The sequence below is a fragment of the Candidatus Pseudothioglobus sp. Uisw_041 genome (assembly GCF_048087625.1).
Classification (GTDB): Bacteria; Pseudomonadota; Gammaproteobacteria; order PS1; family Pseudothioglobaceae; genus Pseudothioglobus.
In genome coordinates this window covers 1,186,575-1,207,869 of the sequence record NZ_CP159805.1, presented here as the reverse complement: position 1 = coordinate 1,207,869, position 21,295 = coordinate 1,186,575, and the positions used below count along the sequence as shown (strand labels likewise).

Below are 21,295 nucleotides of genomic sequence, written 5' to 3'. Positions count from 1 at the left end.
TAAATTATGGATTCTTTTTTAAATTTTTTAGTTAGGCAAAAAAAGTTTGCCTTAGTTTTTTCCCTTGCCTTTATAGCGATTGGTACGCTAGCTGTTGTTGGAATGCAAAGAGATCAGTTTCCTGCAGTTGATTTTGAAATTCTTAGTGTTACGACCGCTTATCCTGGAGCGTCTCCTGAAGACGTTGAAAAAGCAGTTACAAATGTAATCGAAAAAGAATTATCAAGCGTTGGTGGTATTAAAGAAATATCCTCAACCTCTCGTGAAGGGCTCTCATCTATTATTGTTACCTTAGAGGCAGACTTAAAGGATGTTCAGACAGTAAAAAATGATGTTCGAAATGCTGTAAATCAAGTCAAAAGTTTTCCTGAAGAGGTAACAGATCTGCCTCAGGTGGTTGATTTTAATGTTTCTGAATTCCCAATTATTACTATCAACATTGACGGCTCCTTGATAGGTTATGACCAATCAAGACAAATTACAGATGATTTAGAAACAGCTCTTCTTAAAGTCAAAGGTGTCTCTGCGATCGACAAAAGTGGCTATCTAGATAGTGAAATCCAAATTAAAGTTAACCCAGACAAGCTTGATAAATATAACATGTCAATTAATGAAGTTATCTCTGCAATTTCTTCTAGAAATGCTCGTTTTACGGTTGGAGATAATAATCAACAAGACTTAGAAAAAAATATTGTCATATTGTCTGAATTTGAAAGTGTTGATGACATTAAAAACGTTGTTATTAAATCTAGCTTTGATGGACCTGTTATAAGGCTTATTGATATTGCTGAAGTATTTAGAGGTGAAGAAGAAGAAAAATCTATAACTCGAGTAAATGGAACTAAGGGCTTTATTCTTGAGATTAAAAAAACTAGTCAAGCAGATATTATTAGAACTGCAAAAAGAGTTAAAGAGCGAGTATCAGAGCTGCAAGAATATTATCCAGATGAGATTAACATTTTTTTTACTGATGACTCTTCATTGGCAGTTGCAAACAGAATTGATATAATTCTTAAAAATGGCTATATTGGTCTAGCACTAGTTCTTATTGTGTTAGGCGTCTTCCTTTCCATAAAAACTGCCTTTTGGGTTGCTGTTAGTATTCCAGTAACTTTGTTAGGAACTGTCGCCTTTATGGGACTAACAGGTAATACAATAAACTTAATATCTCTTTCTGGTTTCATCATTGTGCTGGGAATTGTGGTGGATGATAGTATTGTTATTGCTGAAAGTATTCATCACTATAAGGCAAAGGGTGGAGATCTCTATAAAAATGTTGTTACTGGTCTAAAGCGGGTTATTCTGCCTGTTATAACGACCATAATATCGACCATGCTTGTGATGTCATCATTCTTTTTAATGTCTGGAACTTTAGGAAAGTTTATTTATGTGCTTCCAGTAGTTGTAATATTTGCCTTAGGAATTTCTTTTTTAGAGATTACCTTTGCGCTTCCAGCTCACCTTGCAACTCAAAAAGTGGAAAAACAAAAGACTTGGTTTATCCCATTTGAGAACCTCTACAACAGGATGATGCACCATGCCTTAAGATGGCGTTATTTAATTGTTCCACTATTTATTGCTTTACTAATATATTCGGCAATTTTTGCTGTCAAAAATATTCCATTTAATTTATTTCCTTCAAGAGGTGCAACGGTAATCTTTTCAAACATTGAAACTCCTAATGGAAGCTCTGCTGCCTATACTGAAAATATTGTTATACAGGTTGAAAATATAATTGCTAATGAGATAGGAGACGACCTTGACTCTTTCACAAGCAAGATTGGAAGTTATTTTACAAATATCGCAAACATTAAAATTACTCTTACTCCAACAAGTGATAGAGAAAGAACTGCAGAAGACATGGCAGATAAGCTTGAAGCACTAGTGGCAGATATTGAGGGTGCTGACAAAATTGATATAACCTTAATAGCCCCTGGACCTCCAAGAGGCTCTGATATTGAGGTTACGCTTGTTTCTGAAAATGATGCTCAGAGAAGTTTAGCTGCCAATAGATTCGAAGAAATTCTCAGCTCTATTGAAGGCGTTGATGATATAGATCGTAATGATGAGATTGGTAAACCTAGAATCGAAACAGTACTTGATTTTGATGAGATGGCTCGTCTAGGTGTTGATTATCAGTCAGTTTATAGGCACCTTAGAACAGCATTTTCAGGCTCTTATGTGACTGATATTACTATTGCTGGAAACGAGGAGGATGTAAGAGTCTATATAGGAGAAAATGATTACACTGAGAATTTCATTAAGAATACTTCTGTCAAAAATCGTCAAGGCAAGCTAATACCAATGAGTCAATTCTCTTCGCTTCGTGAGATTGAGGGAGAGCCTGATTACAATCATTTTGATGGTGATAGGTCCATTAAGCTTTCAGCAAGTATTGATGAGCGGGTAACAAATAAAACCAAAACTTTGAAAACCTCATTAGAAGAATTAAATCTTGCGATTGATTTTCCTCAAGTATCGATCATTACGGGTGGTGGAGCGCAAGAGCAAATTGACTCATTACGAGATTTTCTTTACGCTTTTGTTGTAGCAATTGTTGGTATTTTTCTTATCCTTGCTATACTATTTAACTCATACTCTCAACCCCTTCTTGTTCTAGCAAGCTTTCCATTTGCGCTAATTGGGGTTGTTTGGGCATTTCATTTCCATGGTTATTCCCTAAGTTTCTTCGCTCTAACAGGCGCTCTAGGTTTGATGGGAGTTATTGTTAACGATTCCTTAGTTATGGTTAGCCACTTAAATTATATTAAGCATAAAAGTGCCAAACTAGAAGACAAAATTGTTTGGATTGCAAAAGGCTCAAGGGATCGTTTAAGAGCGGTAGTTTTGACTACTCTAACAACAATGGCAGGAGTATTGCCACTTGCGTATGGGGTTGGCGGCAAAGACGAGTTTTTACAACCAATGGTTCTCGCACTCGGCTATGGACTAATGTTTGGAACACTTCTAACTTTAGTTCTTCTACCTTGCATGTATCTGATGAACTACGATTTTATTAATATGCTTGGTAGAGTTAAAACAAAGTTTTCTAGAAAGAAAGTAGCTGTCTAATTACTTGTTTTGAAGTGCTAAGCGAATAAGCTGCTCAGTAGAAAGGTTTTGGTCAGAAATTTTTGAAACCATTTTATTGGCTTCCTTCGTTTTAAAACCTAGAGATTGAAGCGCCTCAATGGCCTGAATACTATTCGGATTTCCACTCTGTTTAAATTCATGGGCGCTGCCACCAGGACTTCCAACTAGTTCAAGCTTACTCAGCCTATCTTGAAGTTCTACAATTAGTTTAAGGGCAGTTTTCTTTCCAATCCCTGGAGTTTTTGCTAAAAGCTCTGCGTCCTCATTTGAAATACATTCAATAAGAGCATTTACAGAAAGGTGTGACAAAATTGCAAGAGCAACTTTAGGGCCAACACCATTAACCCTTATTAACTCTCTAAAAATACTTTTTTCATCCTTAGTAATAAATCCAAATAACGTGTGCGCATCTTCTTTAATGCTTAAATGAGTGAATAATAATGTATCTTCTGAGGTTTTATCAAGCTGATAAAACGTGGACATAGGGCACAGTATTTCATAGCCAATACCACCAACTTCTAGAAGTACTTCGGGTGGATTCTTGCTAATAATTTTACCTTTTAGATGACCAATCATAACCAGGGGTGCTTTTTAAAGTGTTCTGTTTCAAATAAACGTATTTGATCTTCATATTGCAATGTTAAACCAATATCATCAAGCCCATTGATGAGTCTGCGTTTTCTTTCGGGGTCAACATTAAATTCAAAAGAATGAGTATCTGTCGTTACACTTTGGTCATGAAGATCGATGACTATGTTTCCGGTATATTCAAACAGACCATCCACAATTTCGCTACTTAAAACAACTGGAAGAATGCCATTTTTAAAGCAGTTGTTATAGAAAATATCAGCAAAGCTAGGTGCAATAATTGCTCTAAATCCAAAGTCTTCTAATGCCCATGGAGCATGCTCTCGAGAGGAGCCACAACCAAAGTTTCTTCTGGTCAGTAGAATTTGAGCTTTTGAATATTTAGGATTATTTAATACAAAGTCAGGATTGATTGGTCGTTTTGAATTATCCATCCCAGGCTCACCATGATCTAAATAACGCCATTCATCAAATAAGTTAGGGCCAAATCCACTTTTTTTAATAGACTTTAAGAACTGTTTTGGAATGATTGCGTCAGTATCAATATTTGCCCGATCTAAAGGCGTAGCAATAGAGCTTAAAGAGGTGAATTTTTTCATGTCTCTACCCCTGAAAAATGTCCTGCAATAGCACTCGCTGCAGCAATTGCTGGGCTTACAAGATGAGTAAAAGATCCCTGCCCTTGTCTGCCTTCAAAGTTTCTATTTGATGTGCTCGCACACCTCTCTCCAACTTCTAATTTATCTGCATTCATTGCAAGGCACATTGAGCATCCTGGCTCTCTCCACTCAAAACCTGCATCTTTAAAAATTTTATCAAGTCCTTCATCTTCAGCTTGCTTTTTCACAAGTCCAGAGCCTGGAACTACAAGAGCAAGCTTTATGTTATGAGCAATTTTTTTACCCTTTGCAACAGAAGCTGCTATTCTTAAATCTTCAATTCTTGAGTTAGTGCAAGAGCCAATAAATACTTTATCTATTGCTACCGAACTCATTGAGGTATTAGGTTTTAAATGAATGTACTTTAAAGCATTGCGAATACTTTCAGCTTTAACTTCATCTTTCTCTAATTTTGGATCAGGTGTTGAGCCATTAATATCAACGACCATCTCTGGAGATGTCCCCCAAGTGACTTGAGGCTTAATAAGACTTGCATCAATTAAGATTGATTCATCAAAGTTCGAATCAGCATCACTATGAAGGGTCTTCCAATATTTTACGGCTGCGTCCCAATTCTCACCTACCGGTGAAAAAGGCCTACCTTTAACATAGTTAATAGTTTTATCATCAACTGCTACAATACCAACCTTTGCCCCCGCCTCTATCGACATATTACAAAGCGTCATTCGACCTTCTATGCTCATATCTCGAATTGTTGAGCCACAAAATTCAATTGCAAATCCAGTTCCACCTGCCGTACCAATTTTTCCAATCACATACAATGCGACATCTTTAGCACTTACATCATTTGCTAATTGGCCTTTAACTTCAATCTTCATGTTTTTAGCTTTGTTCTGCCATAAGCAGCCAGTTGCAAGTACATGCTCAACTTCAGAAGTTCCAATTCCAAAGGCCAGTGCTCCAAGAGCGCCATGAGTTGTTGTATGTGAATCGCCACAAACGATACTCATTCCAGGAAGTGTTGCTCCCTGTTCAGGCCCAATAACGTGAACAATCCCTTGTCGGATATCATTCATTTGAATTTCATTTATTTCAAATGTTTCACAGTTCTTGTCTAGCGTTTCAACCTGAAGCCTTGAGATTGGATCGGTTATGCTACTAACCCCACTTGATCTTTCTGTAGTTGGAACGTTATGATCAGGAACCGCAAGGTTAGATTTGTTGCGCCAAATCTTTCTACCAGCTAAAGTAAGTCCTTCAAATGCTTGTGGAGAAGTGACTTCATGAATAAGCTGACGATCTATATAAATAAGCGACGCTCCATCCTGGTCATGGACCATATGAGTGCTCATTAATTTATCGTAAAGAGTTTGAGACATTATTAGTTAGTAATACTTGATAAAATGACTATTTTACATTTCTAAGTTAGCCTCAATTATAGAAATATATAACAAGTGATTATATTTCTAGGTGACTCTGAGGTGTTAATTTTAAAGTTTAAAGGTTAAATTTATGTGCGGTATTTGTGGCCAATTACGATTTGATGGGGAGATTGTTTCTACAAAATCTCTAGATGATATGATGAGTAAACTTGCCAAAAGAGGGCCTGATTCAAAAGGAAAGTGGTTTGAAGGAAAGGTTGGGTTTGGGCATCAGCGCTTAAGTATTATTGACTTGTCGAATTTAGGGTCTCAACCAATGGTAGATGATCTTCTTAAATTAACATTAGTATTTAACGGAACGATATACAACTATAAGGCACTTCGAGCTCTATTAATAGGCAAAGGGTATGATTTTTTCTCAAACTCTGATACAGAAGTAATAATAAAGGCATATCATTTTTGGGGCGAAGATTGCGTGAAACATCTTGATGGAATGTTTGCTTTTGCTATTTGGGATCAATCTTCTCAGCAACTTTTTGTTGCAAGAGATAGGATGGGCATTAAACCTCTATACTTTAATATCACTCCTAAAGCATTTACTTTTGCATCAAATTCACAGGCTTTACTTACTCAAGAACTTGATAAAAGTATTAATCCTGTTGCTTTACATCAACAGTTATCTCTTCATGGCGTTGTGCCAGCTCCAAATACAATTATTAATGGAATTCAGAAATTAAAGCCGGGTACTTTTTTTACGTTAAGTCCTAATGGTAAATTACGCGAAAAAACATATTGGCATCCAAGCGCAAAAAGGCTTGAGGAAAATATTTCAGATCAGGACTATATTGAAAGAACGCATGAGCTATTAACTGCAGCAGTTATGAAGAGGATGTCTGCATCTGACGTGCCAATAGGAGTTTTACTTTCGGGAGGATTAGACTCATCGCTTATTGTTGCTCTTTTAAAGGAAGCAGGCCATGAAGATATTCGCACTTTTTCAATAGGATTTGAAGACATCGATGATGAAGTTGGAAGTGAGTTTGAGTATTCAGATCAAATTGTCTCAAAATTTGAAACTCAGCATAAAAAATATCAAGTGAGTAATAAAGAAGTACTTCCACGATTATCAGAAGCAGTTATGAATATGTCTGAGCCAATGGTTGGCCAAGATGCCGTAGCTTTTTATTTGCTCTCTGAGCAAGTTTCAAAGCATACTAAAGTTGTCTTATCTGGACAAGGGGCTGATGAAGCGTTCGCTGGGTATTTTTGGTATCCAAGAATGGCGAATGAACAAGGTAATGAAGTAGAACGTTTCTCAAAGCATTATGTTGATAGGCCGCATGATGAGTTTTTACAAACAGTATCATCGATATATCAAGGTGAGAATCATACTCATAATTGGTTAAACAAGGAGTTTTTAAAGCCAGGCGCTGATTCTTTTATTGATAAAGTATTTCGCACTGATATGACAAGATTAATTGTTGATGACCCAGTTAAACGAGTCGACAATATGACTATGGCATGGGGCCTTGAGGCTAGAGTGCCATTTATGGATACTGACCTAGTTGAATGGGCGCTAAGCATACCACCTTCATTAAAAATGAGGGATGAGGGAAAGTACCCTCTTAAAGAGATTTCAAGAGGACTCCTGCCAAATTCTGTAATAGATCGGAAAAAAGGTTATTTTCCAATGCCAGCTCTAAAGTATATTCAGGGTGATTTTTTGGAATTTATGTCTGATATACTTTTGTCCAGTGCTTGTCGTAATAGAGGTATTTTTAATCAACAATATATTGATAAAGTGATTAATTCTCCTAAAGACTATATGACAGCTTTAAATGGATCAAGACTGTGGCACTTAGCTTTGCTTGAGTATTGGCTTCAACTTAATGTAGATAACTAGTCCATGGAAAAAATTGTAATTTATACAGATGGTGGTTGCCGAGGAAATCCTGGAATTGGTGGATGGGGGGCATGGTTGAGATACAAAGATCATGACAAGAAATTAAAAGGCTCAGAGTTAAATACTACAAACAATAAGATGGAGCTAACAGCATCAATTAAAGCACTACAAGCTCTTAAATCAAGTGATATTACTGTTGATTTATATACAGATTCCAAGTACGTTATACAGGGCATAAATGATTGGATTGAAGGCTGGAAGGCAAAAGGATGGAAGACTGCTAATAAGAAGCCGGTTAAAAATGTAGAGCTCTGGAAGCAATTAGACGTCCTAAATAAGGAATTTTCTGTAAATTGGCACTGGGTTAAAGGCCATAGTGACGACCCAGGTAATGACATGGCGGATCTGTTGGCAAATCAAGCCATGGATGAAATTAGTTAGTTTCTAGTAATTCAGGGTGCTCGAGATAATGTAATTCATTTCGACTAAAATTTGATAAAAGCCTTGCTTCAATATTAAATGGCCCACGCAAGTTAGACCCAATGTGTTTTTTTATTAACAAATCAAAAGTCTTAATTGGGTCAAGATCTCTTTTATGGCACAGGTATTGATACCAATAGTTTCCAATCTTTACATGCCCAATTTCATCTTTAAAAATAATATCTAAAATTTCAACCATCTTATGAAGGTTTGCATCTTTAAATTTTTTTCTAATTCTTGGGGTTACATCTAAACCTCTAGCCTCTAAAACTCTAGGAACCAAAGCCATCCTCGATAAAACATCATAATCTGTGTCAACTGTCATTTGCCACAAACCATTGTGAGCATCAAAATCACCATAACTATATCCAATAGACCCAAGGTAATTTTTGAGAAGTGAGAAGTGCGTTGTCTCCTCGCTGGCCACTTGAATCCAGTCTGCATAATACTGATGGGGCATTTCTTGAAATCTATAGATTGCATCTAAGGCTAAATTTATTGAATTAAATTCAATATGACAAATCGCATGGATATTTTTTATCATGCCTAAATCTGAGCGATCTCTTTTTGGGGTTCCTTTGAAGTCAACTAAGCTTGGTTTCAAAGGCCTCCCTGGGGAAGGAATTTTAATGACCTTGACTTTTAATTCATTGATATCAAGTGGAATATGGTATTTTTTTAAATCATTAATTAGTAAAATTTTTCTCTCTACATCGTTGCAAATTAGGGCTTCATAAGCAAGTTTAAAGAGTGACATAAGATCCTGAGGGTATATCCTTTAAGTCCCACTTATCAATTCTTGTTCTAATTAGCCTGAGCGTTGGAAATCCTACGCTTGCAGTCATTCTGCGTACTTGACGATTTCTTCCTTCGCTAATTGAAATTTCAATCCAAGAAGTTGGAATATTTTTCCTTACTCTTATTGGAGGTGTTCTTGCCCAAAGCCAGTTAGGTTCTTCAATTATTTTGACGGCTGCAGGCTTAGTGTTTCCATCCTTAAGTTTAATGCCTTTTTCTAGGGCAGAAGCTGCAGTAGAACTTAGCTCTCCTTCTACTTGCACGACATAGGTTTTGGTTTTATTATATTTTGGGTTGGATATTAAGTTTTGTAACTTGCCATCATCTGTAAGAATCACCAGTCCCTCTGAGTCTTTATCAAGCCTACCAGCTGGATAGACATTCGGTATGTCGACGAAGTCTGATAATGTATTATTATCACCACTGAACTGGCAGATAACTCCAAACGGTTTATTCAAAGCAATAAGTTTAGCCATAAATATATTTTGCTCTTGCAACAAATGAATCTAATTGAGAATTGGCTATATTTTTAAAAACAGGCGACAAAGCCATATCAATTAGCATTGATTTAAATTTAAATTGAAGATCTAAATGAATTTTTGCGGCATTTTCACCAAGTGGCTCAAAGCGCCATTCACCTGAAAGCTCATCAAATGGACCATCAACTAGCTCCATCGCAATTGATTGATAGGGTGTCAAAGTGTTCAGTGTCGAAAACGTTTGTTTAATGCCGCCTTTATTAATCTCGACTGACGCAGTGATTTGGTCGTCAGATTGATTTAAAATAGAGGAGGAATCACACCAGTTTAAAAATTGAGAGTAGTCATCAATATTGTTAACTAACTCAAACATTTGTTGGGGTGTATATGGAACAATTGCGCTTTTTGAAATACGATGCATGGCAAAAAATAAAAAAGATAATTCAAATACTATTGCTTTAAATAAAAAAGCAAGGCACGACTATTTTATCGAACAAAGCCTTGAAGCAGGTTTAAGTTTGCTTGGCTGGGAAGTTAAAAGCCTTAGAGATAGCAAAGTTCAAATTACTGAAAGCTATGTGATTTACAAAAATAATGAGCTGTTCCTTTTTGGTGCTCATATATCTCCACTAAATTCAGCCTCCAGTCATGTTGAATGTGATCCAACAAGAACTAGAAAATTACTATTAAACAGACTTGAAATTAATAGACTTCGAGAAAAAATTACTCAAAAAGGAGCTACAGTTGTTCCATTAAAACTCTATTGGGCAAGAGGTAGGGTCAAGTTAGAAATTGGTGTAGCTAAAGGAAAAAAAGGCCATGATAAGCGTCAGGATATTAAAGAAAGAGACTGGAAAATGGATAAAGCAAGAGCGCTTAAAGAAGGGAATCGCTAGAATAAAATATTTTTTTTACATTATTTTTCAAATAACTTTATTTTGATAGTACAATAACTTCTAGATACAGCGTTGGAGGCAGATGGTTTCTTTTGATTCTTTCCTCCTGAAATAGGTTTAAAGTTACCTCTTTCGCTTTGTCTTTTTTTATAACAAACTTTTATTGGAGAGAATTAAAATGAATAAATCAGAATTAATTGATGCAATTGCTTCAGGTGCTAATTTATCTAAAGCTGATGCTGCAAGAGCGCTAAACGCAACAACTGGTGCTATTACTTCAGCAATGGCAAGTGGCGATGGAGTCCAACTTACTGGCTTTGGTAGCTTTGTAGTTAGAGCCCGTGCTGCTCGCAGTGGTCGTAATCCACAGACAGGCGCTACGATTCAAATTAAAGCTTCAAATGTAGCTGCATTTAAAGCTGGTAAGGCATTGAAAGACGCATGTAACTAGTAATTAAATTAGTTATCGAAAAAGGCGCCCTTGGGCGCCTTTTTTTTATTTGAAAAAACATTATGAAGAAATTGTATTTTAAAGTTGGATATACCCTTACTGGGCTGATTTTATTTGGCGCTCTAGTTTATATGGGTATTGGATACTTTATATATTCAACACTTGCCAAAGCTGATCCTGGTTGTTCTTTGGATTGTGAAAATACGCCTAGTAGCTATCAAGACAATTCAAAAGTAAGTGATTTTCCTTTTGAAAAATATATCGTTGATTATTGGGAGTCTCATCAATATTCTGCTGGTGATGAAGATATCCAAATCGACGCATGGTGGATTCCTATAGACAGGAATGGGCCAGGTCAAGCTCCTGTTGTTATCCTAGTACATGGCTTAAGGTCAAGTAAGTATGACTCTGATATATTATTAGTTGCAGCTATATTAAATCAAGCTGGCTTCAATACACTTTTGTTTGATCAGCGAGATCATGGCATGTCTACTATTGAGGATGGAAAAATTAGCATTGGAACTAAAGAATACCGTGATGTTATTGCAAGTGTAGATTGGCTAGTAAATACCCAATCTATTAACCCTAAAAGTATTGGAATTTATGGGTTATCGATGGGTGCAGGAACTGCTGCAATTGCTTTTGGATTAGATAATAGAATTCAAGCTGCTATTTTAGATTCTGGATTCTCCGATCTTTACACTATAGTTGAAGAGGAGCTTCAAAGAGAAGGGTATCCACCATGGCTTGCTAAGGGGGCAATTTGGTCAGCATTTATATTTGGTAATGAAACATTACTTGAACCTTCGCCAAAGCTTGCTTTTAAAAATCATGACGACCGTCCAATATTTGCAATACATGGCACTTCTGATAGAAGAGTTTTGCCTCATAACACGTCTGATATGGAAAGTCTTGCTACAAAATATGGAGCAAACTTAACAATTTGGTTGGCTAAAAATGCTATACATTCTGGAGTTAAATTTATGTACTTGGAAGACTTTTCTAATAGAGTAGTAGAATTTTTTGAAAGTAATCTTGAGGGCATACTCAAAGATAATAAAGAGTAATTTTTAATATTATAAATCCAATAACTTAGATTAGTAATATGTATTTTTGAATCCAATTGGTTGATATACTATTTTAAAGACTTTTAATTAATACCCTGAAATGACTAAATTTACTCCCTTCTGGTGGGATGGACAGCCACAATTCGAAAATACTGAAGCACTTCCATTGAATGCAGATATTGTCATTATTGGCGCTGGTTATACAGGATTAAGCGCAGCTTTAACATTGTCAAAATTTGGCAAAAATGTTATTGTTCTAGATTCAGAGATGATTGGATTTGGAGCAAGCACTAGGAATGGTGGAATGCTAGGTTCTGGTCATAAGGTTTCAACAGACCAGGCAAAGAAAAAATATGGCGAAGTTATTGCAGCGGAAATTCATAAAGAAGCTAATGCTTCACTAGCATTTACATCTAACTTGATTGAAGAAAATAATATTGATTGCGAGTTTAATGTTTGTGGAAGATTAAGAACTTCATGGCTTCCTAAAGATCAAGTCAGTATGTCAGATAACTTACAAAAATTAAAAGCTATCGATGACTTTAATTCTAAAATGATTGGTCCTGATATGATGTCTAAATCAATAAAAACAGAGTTATATTTTGGAGGTCAGTTTTATCAAGATCATGGCTCAGTCCAGCCGCGTAAATTTCATTATGGCTTATTAAAGCTTGCATTAGAAGCAGGGGCAAAGGTCTTTGGCAATAGGCATGTAGTTAAAGTTAATGAATTAAAAAAAAATGGATTTGATGTTTTAACTTCAAATTCAAAAATTCACTGTAAGCAAGTTCTTATGGCCACTAATGGATACACAAGGCCAAGTCTTTCTAAGTATTTAGCAAGGCGCGTATTACCTGTACCAAGTTTTGTAATAACAACAGTGGATATTGGTAAAGATAAAGTTAAGACTCTTTTACCTGGCGGCCATTGTATGGTTGAAACGCGTAAGCGCTATTGCTACTATAGGCCAACTCCTTGCGGAACAAGAATAATGCTAGGAACGCGTGCAGCTATGCATTCGATTTCTGCTGAAGAGGCATTACCAACTCTGCGTAAAATGCTTATAGAAATTTTTCCTTCCTTAGAAGGTGTTGAAATTAGTCATTGTTGGACTGGATTTACAGGCTTTACTTTCAGTCAATTACCAAATCTTAGTGTTAATAAAGGGGTTTATTCTGCGCTAGGTTACTGTGGAAATGGAGTTGCAATGGCGCCATACTTGGGTCATATGGCTGCATTGAAAATGTTAAATCCTGAGCAAAAAGTAACTGTTTTTGAAAAAACATCTCTGCAAACCAGACCTTACTATTATGGAAAGCCGTGGTTTCTTCCAGTTGTGAGCGCTTATTTTAGGGCTTTTGATTTATTAGATTACTATCGTCGAACAAAATTAATTAAGAAAATTTAACCTAATAAAGAAGTTTTTTTAATTGATAAGCATATCTTCTTTTTTTATCTCTGAGCATAAGAAATATACAACTGCATGGTAAAATACCGGCTTTTTAATTAACTGGGAATTGTTCATGGAACAAACTTTATCAATAATTAAGCCAGATGCTGTGGCTAAAAACGTAATTGGGCAAATTTACTCTCGTTTTGAAGGTGCTGGTTTTAAAATTGTTGCATCAAAAATGATTCACTTAGATGAAGCAATGGCAGGTGGATTTTATGCTGTTCATCAAGAGAGACCTTTTTATAAAGATCTTGTAAGCTTTATGACATCTGGGCCAGTTATGGTTCAGGTTCTTGAAGGCGAGAATGCAGTTGCAAAGCATCGTGAAATTATGGGTGCGACTAATCCAAAAGAAGCAGATGCTGGGACTATTAGAGCAGATTTTGCAGAGTCTTTAGACGAAAACGCTGTCCACGGTTCAGACTCTCAAGAAAACGCCGCAATTGAAATTGCATATTTTTTTGGCGATGATGGCGTTTGTCCAAGAACTAGATAAATAACTTAAAAAGAGACTTAGTAATGTTAGAAAAACAAAACTTGTTAGGACTTACTCAAGTTAAGCTTAAGAAGTTTTTTTCTGATTTAAACGAAAAACCATTTCGTACAAAACAAATTATGCAGTGGATCTACCACCAAGGTGCTTCAGACTTTGGTGATATGCATAACTTCTCAAAAGACCTAAGACAAAAACTTCAGGCAATTGCTTCTATTGAGTTGCCTGAAGTAACCTCAATCAATAACTCAAAAGATGGGGTTATTAAGTGGGTAATCAAGTTGGGTGAAGAAAATCATATTGAAACAGTTTACATACCTCAAAAAGATAGAGGAACGCTTTGTATATCTTCTCAAGTTGGATGTTCATTGGCTTGTACTTTTTGCTCGACAGGCTATCAAGGATTTAATCGTAACCTTCAAAACCATGAAATTATTGCACAGGTATTAATTGCTCAAAACCATTTAAAGGACAAAAATAAGAGAATTTCTAATGTAGTTTTTATGGGAATGGGCGAGCCATTACTTAATGAATCCCCTGTTTATGATGCATGTGACATCCTTTTGGATGACTGGGCATTTGGACTTTCTAGGAGGCGGGTTACTGTTTCTTCATCAGGGATTGTTCCGGCACTAAAGAGAATGTCAGACTCAGTTCCAGTAAGTTTGGCCATCTCCTTGCATGCTCCTAATGATGAATTAAGAGATATACTTGTCCCAATTAATAAAAAATATCCTATTAAAGAGCTAATGAAGGCTTGTCATTACTATTTGAATGCAGGAACTCAAGAGCGACATGTAATGTTCGAGTACGTTATGCTTAAGGGTGTTAATGATTCTATTGAGCAAGCTCAGGAGCTCTCAAAACTAATAAATTTTTGGTTTCAGGGTGAATCAGCTAAGGTCAACCTAATACCTTTCAACCCATTCCCTGAAACGAAATATACAACTTCAAATGACGTTGCTATTGATAAGTTTCAAGATATTTTGTATCGATCAGGAATTCGAACTACTACGAGAAGAACGCGAGGTGATGATGTTGATGCAGCATGTGGCCAACTAGCTGGAAAAGTTGTAGATAAGAGTAGAAGAAGTGCTGGACGGGATTAATTATTATCCTAAAAAGAAAAAACCTTTAAAGAGGATGCTACTTTGGCTTTCTTTGTTTTTTTTAATTTTTGGTGCTATATGGTATTATTTTCAGGGAGAAGATAAAACTGAAAGTAAATCAAATTCAATCATAATTAGTCAGCCAAGTCTTGATGATGTTAGTGAGGATATAGTTGTTGAAAATAGTGATAATTTAAGTTCTCCAAAAGAAATTAAGGAAGTAACTGAAAATCTTGATGAAGTAATAAGCACTTATGAAGCAAGCACACAAAATTAAAAGAAGGGTTTCTAAGAAAATTTTTGTCGGCAATGTTGCCATTGGCGGAGATGCCCCAATTACTGTTCAGAGTATGACTAATACTGATACATGTGATGTCGACTCAACAGTTTCACAAATCTTATCTCTTGAAAAAGCTGGAGCTGATCTTGTTAGAGTTTCAATTCCGACTATGGACGCAGCTGAAGCGTTTAAAAAAATAAAGACACGTGTTAATATCCCTCTAATTACTGATATTCATTTTGATTATAAAATTGCTTTAAAAGTTGCAGGATATGGCGCGGACTGTTTACGAATTAATCCTGGGAATATTGGTAAAGAGGATCGAATAAGGGAGGTTGTTGCTGCTGCAAAAGATAATGGGATTCCAATTCGTATTGGTGTTAATGCTGGGTCCCTTGAAAAAGATTTACAAAAAAAATATACTGAGCCGACTCCAGAGGCGATGGTTGAATCTGCATTTAGACATATTGATATTTTAGATAGACTGAACTTTGATAACTTTAAGGTTTCACTTAAAGCTTCTGAGGTTTTTATGACTATATTTGCTTATCGTCAATTAGCTTCTCAAATTGATAATCCGCTGCACCTAGGTATTACAGAAGCTGGATCTTTTCGCTCTGGAACTGTTAAATCTTCAATTGGAATGGGCTTACTTTTAAGTGAAGGTATTGGTGATACTATTAGAGTCTCTCTTGCATCAGATCCTGTGGATGAGATAAAAGTTGGCTTTGATATTTTAAAGTCACTTCATTTAAGAAAGAAGGGCGTTAATTTGATTGCATGCCCATCATGCTCAAGACAAAAATTTGACGTAATCTCGGTTGTTAATGAACTTGAAGCTCGATTAGAAGATATCACTGAGCCAATTGATGTTGCTGTAATTGGTTGCGTTGTTAATGGACCAGGTGAGGCGAAGGAGGTCAGTGTTGGCCTTACTGGTGGCTCTCCGAATCTACTATATATAGACGGAAAAACTCACAGCAAGGTTGAGAATGAATCACTAGTTGACACTTTAGAGGCCAGCATTAGAAGGCGCATACCTATTTCAAACGTTTAACTCTTTTTAGTGCTTTGTACCTATAGATTGAAATAATTGAAAAATACCCTAGTATTGATGCCACAATTGAGGTGATTATCCCTCCAACCCATAATGCTAGTGTTGCCGACCAAAAGTTATCCATCAAATAGCCAAATGAAAATTCAAACCCAGGATCAATTTCAACTCCAATAATAGATGCGCCTAATTTATAAGTAAAGTAGAAAATTGGCAAAATAGTAATTGGGTTATTTACCCAAACAACTAGTAATGAAAGCAAAATATTCGCAGAAAAAGAAACCGCAAGGATTCCAGCTAGTAGCATATGAACTGGTACTGGAAGAAAAGCACAAAAAAGACCAACAGCAAATCCTTTAGCGATAGACCTCTTATTCCATTTCCATAGCTCCGGATCAGTTAGGTGTTTATTAAGCCATCCTAAATTAATATTTTCACGTTTTGGACTATATTTTTTTAGTGTTGCTTTCATTAATTTTTTGCCACATTAATGATGTTTTCTTCATGCAATCCATAAAGCAAATAAAGCTCGTCTTGAGATCCATGTTCGGTTACTAAGTCAGGTACACCAAGGATATGGAGCGGCGTTTTAATATTTCTTGACTGAAGTAATTCATTAATGGCACTTCCAGCGCCACCGCTTGCAGTATTGTCTTCAATTGAGATTAGTTTTTTATAAGTGTTAGCAGTATCAATAATTAAATTTTCATCTAGCGGCTTAACAAAACGCATGTCAATAACTGTTGCATTAATCTTTTCAGATGCGCTAAGCGCAGGTTCAAGCATATTACCAAATGCAAAAATAGCAATATCTTTACCAGTCCTGACGATTTTTCCTTTTCCAATTTCTAGTGATTGATCTGTTACAAACTCTTCAATAGCTGATTTACCTCTTGGAAACCTTACACATACTGGCCCATCAAACTCAAGAGAAAAATTAAGGGCCTTGTACATTTCAATTGAGGAGCTTGGCGCCATAATAACAATATTTGGAATACACCTCAAAAAGCTTAAGTCAAAAATACCGGCATGCGTTGCGCCATCGGCCCCAACAAGTCCAGCACGATCAATAGCAAAAATAACATTTAAATTTTGTAATGCGATATCATGAATAAATTGGTCATAACCACGCTGTAAGAATGTTGAATAGATTGCTACAACTGGCTTTAATCCTTTGGTTGCCATTCCTCCAGCAAGCGTGACAGCATGTTGCTCTGCAATTGCGACATCAATAAAGCGTTCAGGAAAGTTTTTTTCAAAATTAACCATGCCTGATCCTTCAGACATTGCTGGAGTTATTCCAATTATTCTTTCATCATTCTGGGAGCTATTACATAACCATTCTCCAAAAACTTTGCTGTAGCTTGGAAAGTTGTTAGATGAACTTGATGGTGGAGAAATTCCATGAAACTTTAATGGATTTTGCTCAGCAGCCTCTAGCCCATGACCTTTTTTAGTAATAATATGGAGAATTCGAGGATTTTCGATATTTTTTAAATTTTGTAAAGCTTTAATTAATATGGGAATATCATGACCATCAATTGGTCCAAAATACTCTATTCCAAGCTCTTCAAATAGCGTTCCTGGAAGAAACATTCCTTTTAGATGCTCCTCAGAGCGTTTAGCAAATTTTTGGACACGTGGTAATCTTTCTAAGAACTCAAGAGACTTTGACTTCATAGTTGAGTATATTTTTCCAGAAATAAGTCTAGTTAGATATTTACTCAAAGCTCCAACGTTCTGAGAAATCGACATGTCATTGTCATTAAGAATGATTAGCAGATTGGCATCAGTATCACCTGCATGATTCATGGCCTCAAATGACATGCCTCCACTTAATGCTCCGTCACCAATAACTGCGATTGAAGTGTCAGATTTTTGTTGTAATTTGTTAGCAATTGCAATACCAAGGGCTGCACTTATTGAGGTCGATGAATGACCAGCACCAAAAGCATCATGTTCACTTTCACTTCTTTTCGTAAAGCCAGATAAGCCATCTTTTTGACGCAGAGTTGACATCAAATCTCTTCTACCAGTTAGGATCTTGTGAGTATATGCTTGATGACCAACATCCCAAACAAAGGTATCGTTTGGAGTGTCAAACACATAATGCATTGCAAGGGTTAATTCAATAGTTCCAAGATTTGAGCTTAGATGCCCGCCAGTTTGTTCAATACTCTCTATTAAGAATAATTTAATCTCCAAAGCAAGATCATTTAATTCTTCAATGTTTAGTTTTTTTATGTCACTTGGCTTATGAATATTATTTAGCATTATTGAGTTAAACTGATTTATCGATGCGCATCGAGCAAAAGAAAAATATTATACACTTGTCAGTATTAAGAATAGTGGAGCCCTAATGTAGTTTTAATCTTTATTTAAAAGGTTAAATAGTAAAAAAATAATACAACTGGCTAGTAAAATTAACACACTACTTTTTCATTTGTGAAATATGCTCACTATTTGCGCTTTATATAAGTTTACTCGTCTAGATGATTTTGAAGAAATTCAAGGCCCTCTTAAAATATTTTTAGAATCACTCAATATTAGAGGTACTTTATTATTAGCTAAAGAGGGAGTCAATGGAACGATTTCTGGTGATAATGACAGCATTATGAAATCCCTTGATTACCTTCAAAAAGATGAGAGACTAGTTGGCCTTGAGTATAAATTTTCTTATAGCGAGAAACCTCCATTTAAAAGACTTAAGGTTAAGTTAAAAAAAGAAATAGTGACCTTAGGTGTATCAAATATTGATCCTATATTTTCTTCTGGCACTTATGTTAAGCCAGCTGATTGGAATGAGCTTATTAATGATCCTGACGTTGTTTTAATTGATACTCGAAATAATTATGAATTTGAAATAGGAAGTTTCAAGGGCTCTATTAATCCGAATACTGAGACTTTTCGAGAGTTCCCAGCCTATACTAAAAATAATTTAGAAAAATATCGAGATAAAAAAATTGCCATGTTTTGTACTGGTGGTATACGCTGTGAAAAATCTACAGCTTATTTAAAATCAAAAGGCTTTGAAAATGTTTTTCATCTTCAGGGTGGAATTTTAAAATATCTTGAAGAAATTAAAGAAGATGAAAGTTTATGGGAAGGTGAATGCTTTGTTTTTGATGATAGGGTTGCTGTTAAACATAATCTTGAGCTTGGAAAATATGATCAGTGCCATGCCTGTAGATTTCCAATTACTGATGAAGATAAAGAGCATCCTCATTATGAAAAAGGAGCCTCCTGTCCAAGGTGTTATGGAACAAAAAACTCGTCACAAGTAAGTCGCTACCGTGAAAGAGAAAAACAGGTGCAGCTTGCAAAGAGTCGTGGAGAGTCACACATAGGTGATGATGCTAGCAAAGTAATAGCAAAAAATAATAAATACAATTAAATTAGTACTGATATTAGCATTACATCGATTTTTTATAGTTTTATATAATTATCACTTCTAAGTAGGGTTGACAAATGTTTGAGCGCAAAGACATTGCTAAATTAAAAAAAGATATAGTTCTTGATGTAGAGCTATTTGATTCAAATCTAAAACTGCACACTCGATGGGGTACTTTTAGCCCTCGAGCCCTAGATGATGGTACTAAGCTTTTGATGAAGCACTTTAGTGCTGATATTGATGATGTTTGTTTAGATTTAGGTTGTGGTTATGGCCCTATTGGCCTAGCGCTGGCAAAACACTGTACTAAGGGTGAAGTCCATATGGTTGATAAAGACTTTGTTGCAGTGGATCTTGCAAACTACAATGCAAAACTTAATAACATTGTTAATGCAAAAGCGTACCTTTCAGATGCTTTTTTGCAAATCCCTAGTGATATCAAATTTAATCAAATTGTTTCAAATATTCCTGCTAAAGTTGGACGTGAGCAGCTATCAATAATTCTTTATGATGCTCTGGATGCTCTAAAACCTGGCGGCGTAATTACTGTCGTTACAATCAATGGGCTTAAGGATTTTATAAAAAATAACTTTAAATCGGTTTTTGGTAATTATAAAAAAATTAAACAAGGACAAAAGTATGTAATCTCACAGGCAATTAAGCAATAATTGTTTTTACAAATCTTTGTAGTCTTGTAAATACTATACTAAAATAGTAAAAAACATTGGGAGTATTAAATTGGACGTATTAGAAAAAATTCAAAAACAAGTTGACAGTGCAGCGATAGTTATCTACATGAAAGGAACGCCTCAATTTCCTCAGTGTGGTTTCTCAGCTCGCGCATCTCAAACATTAGCTTCAACGGGTGTTGAGTTTGCATTTGTTAACATCTTTGAAGACCAAGAGGTTTTTCAAAGCCTGCCTGACTTTGCTGACTGGCCAACATTCCCCCAAATCTATTTCAATTCTGAATTAGTTGGTGGTGGTGATATTATTCTTGAAATGGCAGAGCAAGATACATTGAAAGAGGCTATGGAAGAGGCAGTAGAAAAGTATAACGGCTAAAAAAAATAATTAGCTATAAGGCTCTTAACCGGTAACCATTTTCTTTAAGCCAATGCTTAGCTTCTTTATAGTTAGGCATAATTTCTTCAACTGCGCTCCAAAAATTTGCTGAATGGTTTTTATGAATGGTGTGCACTAATTCATGAATGATGACATAGTCAATTACTTTTAATGGCGCCATAATGAGAAGAAAATTTAGGTTGATATTGTTTCTGGAAGAGCAAGATCCCCAGAGCGTTCTCTGCTCTTTAATCCTCACTTGATTGACCTGTAAATTATGTTTTTCGGCAAAATAAAATAGTCGAGGAACTGCAATTTCTTTAAACTTATTCTTGTACCAAGTTTTTAAAGATTTATTGGTTTTTTCCTTATTTTGAAGACCTGCTACAAATTCCTTGCCATTAAAAGAAATTTTTTTAGCGTAATTATCATTTTTTAATGGAAAAAGTGACCCAAGATATAGAAGCATATTTTTATCTTTTCCTGTTTTTTCAACGCGGGCTTTTACTAATGACTGATTTCTTGTAATCCAATTCTCTTTTTCATTAATAAAATTTTGAATTTTTTGATCTGATATTCGATTTGGTGCGCGCACTATTAATTCAGCACTTTCATTAATAGAAATGCTTAAAGTTTTTCTGTTGCTTCTAATAACTTGGTCAGGCAGCATAGAGGTAATTATTATTCATGTCT

23 protein-coding genes are annotated in these 21,295 nt (G+C 35.7%); 14 read left to right on the top strand and 9 right to left on the bottom strand.

Annotation, left to right across the window (positions count from 1 at the left end; genetic code table 11):
• Positions 1–6: 6 nt before the first annotated feature.
• Positions 7–3,072, top strand: a complete 3,066-nt coding sequence (locus ABXT44_RS06110) for an efflux RND transporter permease subunit (protein ID WP_416686354.1) — start codon at positions 7–9, stop codon at positions 3,070–3,072.
• On the opposite strand, the gene ruvA is transcribed toward ABXT44_RS06110, so the two are convergent.
• The 3 genes from ruvA to leuC are packed head-to-tail and all read right to left on the bottom strand — an operon-like array spanning position 3,073 to position 5,680.
• On the bottom strand, positions 3,073–3,669 hold the full coding sequence (gene ruvA / locus ABXT44_RS06105) for a Holliday junction branch migration protein RuvA (protein ID WP_416686353.1): 597 nt from the start codon (positions 3,667–3,669) through the stop codon (positions 3,073–3,075).
• Positions 3,666–4,280 carry a 3-isopropylmalate dehydratase small subunit gene (leuD, locus tag ABXT44_RS06100; protein ID WP_416677372.1) on the bottom strand — a complete coding sequence of 205 codons (615 nt, stop codon included), beginning with the start codon at positions 4,278–4,280 and terminating at the stop codon, positions 3,666–3,668. Before leuD ends, ruvA begins: the two co-directional genes overlap by 4 nt.
• Positions 4,277–5,680, bottom strand: a complete 1,404-nt coding sequence (leuC, locus tag ABXT44_RS06095) for a 3-isopropylmalate dehydratase large subunit (RefSeq protein ID WP_416686352.1) — start codon at positions 5,678–5,680, stop codon at positions 4,277–4,279. Before leuC ends, leuD begins: the two co-directional genes overlap by 4 nt.
• A gap of 133 nt (positions 5,681–5,813) precedes the next feature.
• Here leuC and ABXT44_RS06090 point away from each other — a divergent pair, with 133 nt between their 5' ends.
• Positions 5,814–7,586, top strand: a complete 1,773-nt coding sequence (locus ABXT44_RS06090) for an N-acetylglutaminylglutamine amidotransferase (RefSeq protein ID WP_416677370.1) — start codon at positions 5,814–5,816, stop codon at positions 7,584–7,586.
• A 3-nt stretch (positions 7,587–7,589) separates the two neighbouring features.
• Positions 7,590–8,027 (top strand): ribonuclease HI, encoded by a 438-nt coding sequence (gene rnhA, locus ABXT44_RS06085; protein ID WP_416677369.1) that lies wholly within the window; start codon positions 7,590–7,592, stop codon positions 8,025–8,027.
• On the opposite strand, the gene ABXT44_RS06080 is transcribed toward rnhA, so the two are convergent.
• Genes ABXT44_RS06080 through ABXT44_RS06070 form a run of 3 tightly spaced genes read right to left on the bottom strand, consistent with a single transcriptional unit; the run spans position 8,020 to position 9,764 of the window.
• On the bottom strand, positions 8,020–8,823 hold the full coding sequence (locus ABXT44_RS06080; RefSeq protein ID WP_416686351.1) for a ferritin-like domain-containing protein: 804 nt from the start codon (positions 8,821–8,823) through the stop codon (positions 8,020–8,022). The genes rnhA and ABXT44_RS06080 overlap by 8 nt on opposite strands.
• Complete coding sequence (locus ABXT44_RS06075; RefSeq protein WP_416677366.1) at positions 8,810–9,340, bottom strand: pseudouridine synthase; 531 nt, start codon at positions 9,338–9,340, stop codon at positions 8,810–8,812. The genes ABXT44_RS06080 and ABXT44_RS06075 overlap by 14 nt, the downstream gene beginning before the upstream one ends.
• Entirely contained in the window at positions 9,333–9,764 is a 432-nt protein-coding gene (locus tag ABXT44_RS06070) for a type II toxin-antitoxin system RatA family toxin (RefSeq protein ID WP_416651188.1), read from the bottom strand. Before ABXT44_RS06070 ends, ABXT44_RS06075 begins: the two co-directional genes overlap by 8 nt.
• Between ABXT44_RS06070 and smpB the strand changes: the two genes are divergently transcribed.
• The 8 genes from smpB (at position 9,763) to ispG (ending at position 16,149) form a co-directional block, all read left to right on the top strand.
• A complete protein-coding gene (gene smpB, locus ABXT44_RS06065) occupies positions 9,763–10,239 on the top strand; it encodes an SsrA-binding protein SmpB (RefSeq protein WP_271540940.1) in 477 nt (158 codons plus the stop codon). The two genes, ABXT44_RS06070 and smpB, sit on opposite strands and share 2 nt — an antisense overlap.
• Before the next feature lie 178 nt (positions 10,240–10,417).
• Positions 10,418–10,690 carry an HU family DNA-binding protein gene (locus ABXT44_RS06060; protein ID WP_271540941.1) on the top strand — a complete coding sequence of 91 codons (273 nt, stop codon included), beginning with the start codon at positions 10,418–10,420 and terminating at the stop codon, positions 10,688–10,690.
• A 62-nt stretch (positions 10,691–10,752) separates the two neighbouring features.
• Entirely contained in the window at positions 10,753–11,757 is a 1,005-nt protein-coding gene (locus tag ABXT44_RS06055) for an alpha/beta hydrolase (RefSeq protein WP_416686350.1), read from the top strand.
• A 100-nt stretch (positions 11,758–11,857) separates the two neighbouring features.
• Positions 11,858–13,165, top strand: coding sequence for an NAD(P)/FAD-dependent oxidoreductase (locus tag ABXT44_RS06050; protein ID WP_416686349.1), 1,308 nt, complete (start codon positions 11,858–11,860; stop codon positions 13,163–13,165).
• A 115-nt stretch (positions 13,166–13,280) separates the two neighbouring features.
• Positions 13,281–13,706 (top strand): nucleoside-diphosphate kinase, encoded by a 426-nt coding sequence (gene ndk, locus ABXT44_RS06045; RefSeq protein ID WP_416686348.1) that lies wholly within the window; start codon positions 13,281–13,283, stop codon positions 13,704–13,706.
• A 23-nt stretch (positions 13,707–13,729) separates the two neighbouring features.
• Positions 13,730–14,812, top strand: a complete 1,083-nt coding sequence (rlmN, locus tag ABXT44_RS06040) for a 23S rRNA (adenine(2503)-C(2))-methyltransferase RlmN (RefSeq protein ID WP_416686347.1) — start codon at positions 13,730–13,732, stop codon at positions 14,810–14,812.
• 34 nt (positions 14,813–14,846) lie between these two features.
• Positions 14,847–15,089: a hypothetical protein gene (locus ABXT44_RS06035; RefSeq protein ID WP_416686346.1), complete on the top strand. Its 243-nt coding sequence runs from the start codon at positions 14,847–14,849 to the stop codon at positions 15,087–15,089.
• Positions 15,067–16,149 (top strand): flavodoxin-dependent (E)-4-hydroxy-3-methylbut-2-enyl-diphosphate synthase, encoded by a 1,083-nt coding sequence (gene ispG, locus ABXT44_RS06030; protein WP_416686345.1) that lies wholly within the window; start codon positions 15,067–15,069, stop codon positions 16,147–16,149. The genes ABXT44_RS06035 and ispG overlap by 23 nt, the downstream gene beginning before the upstream one ends.
• On the opposite strand, the gene ABXT44_RS06025 is transcribed toward ispG, so the two are convergent.
• Entirely contained in the window at positions 16,133–16,618 is a 486-nt protein-coding gene (locus ABXT44_RS06025) for a DUF2062 domain-containing protein (RefSeq protein WP_416686344.1), read from the bottom strand. The genes ispG and ABXT44_RS06025 overlap by 17 nt on opposite strands.
• On the bottom strand, positions 16,618–18,420 hold the full coding sequence (dxs, locus tag ABXT44_RS06020; RefSeq protein WP_416686343.1) for a 1-deoxy-D-xylulose-5-phosphate synthase: 1,803 nt from the start codon (positions 18,418–18,420) through the stop codon (positions 16,618–16,620). The genes ABXT44_RS06025 and dxs overlap by 1 nt, the downstream gene beginning before the upstream one ends.
• A 178-nt stretch (positions 18,421–18,598) precedes the next feature.
• On the opposite strand from dxs, the gene ABXT44_RS06015 reads away from it, so the two are divergent.
• From ABXT44_RS06015 to grxD, 3 genes are all read left to right on the top strand, one after another.
• On the top strand, positions 18,599–19,540 hold the full coding sequence (locus tag ABXT44_RS06015) for a rhodanese-related sulfurtransferase (RefSeq protein ID WP_416686342.1): 942 nt from the start codon (positions 18,599–18,601) through the stop codon (positions 19,538–19,540).
• 74 nt (positions 19,541–19,614) lie between these two features.
• Positions 19,615–20,205 (top strand): class I SAM-dependent methyltransferase, encoded by a 591-nt coding sequence (locus ABXT44_RS06010; protein ID WP_416686341.1) that lies wholly within the window; start codon positions 19,615–19,617, stop codon positions 20,203–20,205.
• Positions 20,206–20,275: 70 nt separating this feature from the next.
• The gene (gene grxD / locus ABXT44_RS06005) at positions 20,276–20,602 is read left to right on the top strand and encodes a Grx4 family monothiol glutaredoxin (RefSeq protein ID WP_271540954.1); all 327 of its coding nucleotides are present in this window, start codon (positions 20,276–20,278) and stop codon (positions 20,600–20,602) included.
• 13 nt (positions 20,603–20,615) lie between these two features.
• Here grxD and ABXT44_RS06000 read toward each other — a convergent pair whose 3' ends face one another.
• Positions 20,616–21,272, bottom strand: coding sequence for a M48 family metallopeptidase (locus ABXT44_RS06000; RefSeq protein ID WP_416686340.1), 657 nt, complete (start codon positions 21,270–21,272; stop codon positions 20,616–20,618).
• Positions 21,273–21,295 lie beyond the last annotated feature (23 nt).

Coding starts and splice junctions, on each gene's coding strand:
- ABXT44_RS06055 (WP_416686350.1), top strand. CDS start 10,753: ATGAAGAAATTGTATTTTAAAGTTGGATATACCCTTACTGGGCTGATT.
- leuC (WP_416686352.1), bottom strand. CDS start 5,680: ATGTCTCAAACTCTTTACGATAAATTAATGAGCACTCATATGGTCCAT.
- rlmN (WP_416686347.1), top strand. CDS start 13,730: ATGTTAGAAAAACAAAACTTGTTAGGACTTACTCAAGTTAAGCTTAAG.
- ABXT44_RS06010 (WP_416686341.1), top strand. CDS start 19,615: ATGTTTGAGCGCAAAGACATTGCTAAATTAAAAAAAGATATAGTTCTT.
- ABXT44_RS06050 (WP_416686349.1), top strand. CDS start 11,858: ATGACTAAATTTACTCCCTTCTGGTGGGATGGACAGCCACAATTCGAA.
- ABXT44_RS06025 (WP_416686344.1), bottom strand. CDS start 16,618: ATGAAAGCAACACTAAAAAAATATAGTCCAAAACGTGAAAATATTAAT.
- ABXT44_RS06070 (WP_416651188.1), bottom strand. CDS start 9,764: ATGCATCGTATTTCAAAAAGCGCAATTGTTCCATATACACCCCAACAA.
- ABXT44_RS06090 (WP_416677370.1), top strand. CDS start 5,814: ATGTGCGGTATTTGTGGCCAATTACGATTTGATGGGGAGATTGTTTCT.
- ndk (WP_416686348.1), top strand. CDS start 13,281: ATGGAACAAACTTTATCAATAATTAAGCCAGATGCTGTGGCTAAAAAC.
- dxs (WP_416686343.1), bottom strand. CDS start 18,420: ATGCTAAATAATATTCATAAGCCAAGTGACATAAAAAAACTAAACATT.
- ABXT44_RS06075 (WP_416677366.1), bottom strand. CDS start 9,340: ATGGCTAAACTTATTGCTTTGAATAAACCGTTTGGAGTTATCTGCCAG.
- ABXT44_RS06000 (WP_416686340.1), bottom strand. CDS start 21,272: ATGCTGCCTGACCAAGTTATTAGAAGCAACAGAAAAACTTTAAGCATT.
- ABXT44_RS06015 (WP_416686342.1), top strand. CDS start 18,599: ATGCTCACTATTTGCGCTTTATATAAGTTTACTCGTCTAGATGATTTT.
- ABXT44_RS06110 (WP_416686354.1), top strand. CDS start 7: ATGGATTCTTTTTTAAATTTTTTAGTTAGGCAAAAAAAGTTTGCCTTA.
- ruvA (WP_416686353.1), bottom strand. CDS start 3,669: ATGATTGGTCATCTAAAAGGTAAAATTATTAGCAAGAATCCACCCGAA.
- rnhA (WP_416677369.1), top strand. CDS start 7,590: ATGGAAAAAATTGTAATTTATACAGATGGTGGTTGCCGAGGAAATCCT.
- ispG (WP_416686345.1), top strand. CDS start 15,067: ATGAAGCAAGCACACAAAATTAAAAGAAGGGTTTCTAAGAAAATTTTT.
- smpB (WP_271540940.1), top strand. CDS start 9,763: ATGGCAAAAAATAAAAAAGATAATTCAAATACTATTGCTTTAAATAAA.
- leuD (WP_416677372.1), bottom strand. CDS start 4,280: ATGAAAAAATTCACCTCTTTAAGCTCTATTGCTACGCCTTTAGATCGG.
- ABXT44_RS06080 (WP_416686351.1), bottom strand. CDS start 8,823: ATGTCACTCTTTAAACTTGCTTATGAAGCCCTAATTTGCAACGATGTA.
- ABXT44_RS06035 (WP_416686346.1), top strand. CDS start 14,847: ATGCTACTTTGGCTTTCTTTGTTTTTTTTAATTTTTGGTGCTATATGG.
- ABXT44_RS06060 (WP_271540941.1), top strand. CDS start 10,418: ATGAATAAATCAGAATTAATTGATGCAATTGCTTCAGGTGCTAATTTA.